1 protein-coding gene is annotated in these 3,118 nt (G+C 30.4%); it reads left to right on the forward strand.

Annotated elements, in window-relative coordinates; all coding sequences use genetic code 11:
* Window positions 1-627 precede the first annotated feature (627 nt).
* Window positions 628-3,118: type I restriction endonuclease subunit R (locus Q4Q55_RS10130; RefSeq protein WP_303372683.1), on the forward strand; the 2,491-nt coding region annotated here is incomplete at its 3' end.

The following is a 3,118-nucleotide window of genomic DNA, read 5'->3' on the forward strand; positions in this document are numbered from 1 at the left end:
TAATATTGTTGTTATTTTACTTTGTATTGTTGTCAGATACCTTAAGATAAGTATATTATAAGTACATTTTAGACAGCATATCGCATCTTTTCTCACTAATCTTTGCTTTTTATGTTCCGGTTGTAATACTTTTTTGAAACATATTTCAATTTAGCTTTTTTTAAATGCAGTTTATCTTGATTTTAATATAATTTATGTCTGTTTTATTGTGTTTTACCTTGGTTTAGTTAATATTAACATGTTTTGACGTTTTTGGTTTAGTTTTGATTGATGTATATTGTTTTAAAATTTTTTAGGTTTGTTTTAGTGTTGTTAATCTTCATTTATATTTTATTTTAATATTATTTATCTGGATTTAATTGGTTTTGTCATGTTTTGCATTGGTTTAGTTTATATTATATATGTTTTGGCATTTTTTGGTTTAGGTTTTGCTTGGTATATGGGGACCACACTTCTAATTCAAAAAAGTGAAGTTAATGTTCAGAGATTAGATAAATTGCCTATTTGCAATTTAAAATGAGATTTTTAAATTAGTTTCCCTTAATTAAATAAATTTAATATAATACTTGTGATAAAGTTATTATTAAAGCAATATTGCAATTAACTTGTAGTATGGAGTTGGTTAGTATGTCAGTTTATAATGAAGATTCATATGAATTGTCTTTAATCGAATTATTTCAAAATCTAGGGTATGATTATTATTATGGTCCGGATATTGAAAGGGATTATAAAAATCCTGTTTTTATGAGTGATTTAGAAAATTTATATTTTATTAATTCACAGGAAAGCCGATCCGCTATTGAAAATACTATTGAAACAATCCAAGATTTTGGTATTGGAAGTTTAGAAGAAAAAAATGAAAAATTCATGGATTATTTACAAAATGGTGTGTCTGTGAATTATTGGGAATCCGGTGAAGAAAAAGCAACATTAATAAATTTAGTTGACTGGGAAAATCTTGAAAACAATAGATTCACAATTATTAATCAATGGTCTATTGAAGAAAAAGAGGTTAAACGTCCTGACATCGTTGTTTTCTTGAATGGTTTGCCAGTAGTTGTAATTGAGCTAAAATCTCCTTCAAGAGAAAATACTGATGTGTCTGAAGCTTATAATCAATTACATAAATATATGAATGTTGTCCCATCATTATTCAATTACAATGTATTTTGTGTAATGAGTGATATGGCAGAATCAAGAGCTGGTACAATAACTGCTCCTGAAGATAGATTTATGGAATGGAAATCAACTGATGGGAGCTATGAGTCAACCAGTGTCGCTGATTTTAACACATTTTTTAATGGAATATTTGATAAAACAAGATTTTTGGACATTTTAAAATATTTCACCGTATACTCTAAAGATGCAAAAAAGAGCATTAAAATTCTAGGGGCATATCACCAATATTTTGCAGTCAACAAAGCAGTTAAATCAACATTAAAAGCTATTGGGTCCGATGGAAGGGCAGGTGTGTTCTGGCATACTCAGGGAAGTGGAAAAAGCCTATCAATGGTATTTTATGTTAAAAAACTTCAAAATGAACTTAAAAGTCCAACATTTGTTGTTGTAACAGACAGAAATGATTTGGATCAACAATTATATGAGCAATTTACAAAATGTTCTGATTTTTTAAGACAAACTCCAATACAAGCAACAAGTAGAAAACACTTAACAGAATTGTTAAATAATCGCCAGGCTAATGGAATATTTTTCACAACAATGCAAAAATTTGAAGAATCTACAGATGTTTTAACTGATAGGGATGATGTTATTGTTATTTCAGATGAAGCTCATCGCAGCCAATATGGTCTTGAAGAGAAAGTAGATGCTAAAACGGGTGAAATCAAAATTGGTGCTGCAAGAAGAATTAGAAATGCACTTCCAAATGCAACTTACATCGGTTTTACTGGAACTCCAATATCAAGAATTGATAAAAGCACCCGTTCTGTTTTTGGAGATTATATTGATATTTACGATATGACACAATCTGTAGAAGATGGTGCTACTGTACCATTAAGCTATGAAAGTCGTGTTGCAAAAATCCATCTTGATGAATCTATTTTAGAAGAGATTGATAAGAAATATGATGAACTGGCGATGGAAGCAGAAGAGTATAACATTGAGAGAAGTAAACGTGAATTGAGTAAGATGGAAAGTTTGCTTGGAGCTCCAGAAATAATCGAGGATATTTGCCAGGATATTATTTATCATTATGAAGAAAATCGGCAATATGAACTGTCTGGTAAAGCAATGATTGTAGGTTATTCAAGAGATATTGCAATTAAAATGTATAAAAAAATATTGGAGCTACGTCCTGATTGGGATGAGAAAGTAAAAGTGGTAATGAGTGGTTCTAATAAAGATCCCGAAGAATGGCATAAAATAATTGGAGATAAATCTTACAAAAAGCAACTTGAAAACAAATTCAAAGATGATGAGGATCCTATGAAGATAGCTATTGTAGTTGATATGTGGCTTACTGGATTTGACGTACCTTCTCTTGCTACTATGTATGTTTTCAAACCAATGAAAGGCCATAATTTAATGCAAGCTATTGCGCGTGTAAATAGGGTATTTAAAGGAAAAGATGGGGGCTTAATTGTTGATTATATTGGCATAGCCTCCGCATTAAGACAAGCAATGAGTGAATATACTGATAGGGATAATAAAAACTATGGTGAAATGGATGTTGAGAAGGTTGCTTATCCAAAATTCCTGGAAAAGCTTGAAGTTTGCCGTGACTTATTCCATGGTTATGACTACTCCAACTTCTTTGGAGATAGCAATTTGGAGAGATCTAATGTGATTAGTGGGGGCGTTAATTTCTTTGAACATCCCAGGATGGAAAAAGATAAAAAAGAATACATTAAAGAATCATTATTGCTCAAACATGCATTATCGCTATGTCGAAGTGTTGCAAAAGAAAAAGAAAGATTTGAAGCAGTATTTTTTGAAGCAGTTAGGTCTGTTTTAGTCAAATTAAATTCCGATAAAAAACTATCATTTAAAGAAATTAATGAAAGGATATCTGAATTATTGCAGCAATCAATTAAAAGTGAAGGAGTCATTAGTGTAATCGATATTGGGGATAAAATATCATTATTTGATCCAGATTTCT

The organism is Methanobrevibacter sp., from assembly GCF_030539555.1.
Taxonomy (GTDB): Archaea; Methanobacteriota; Methanobacteria; order Methanobacteriales; family Methanobacteriaceae; genus Methanocatella.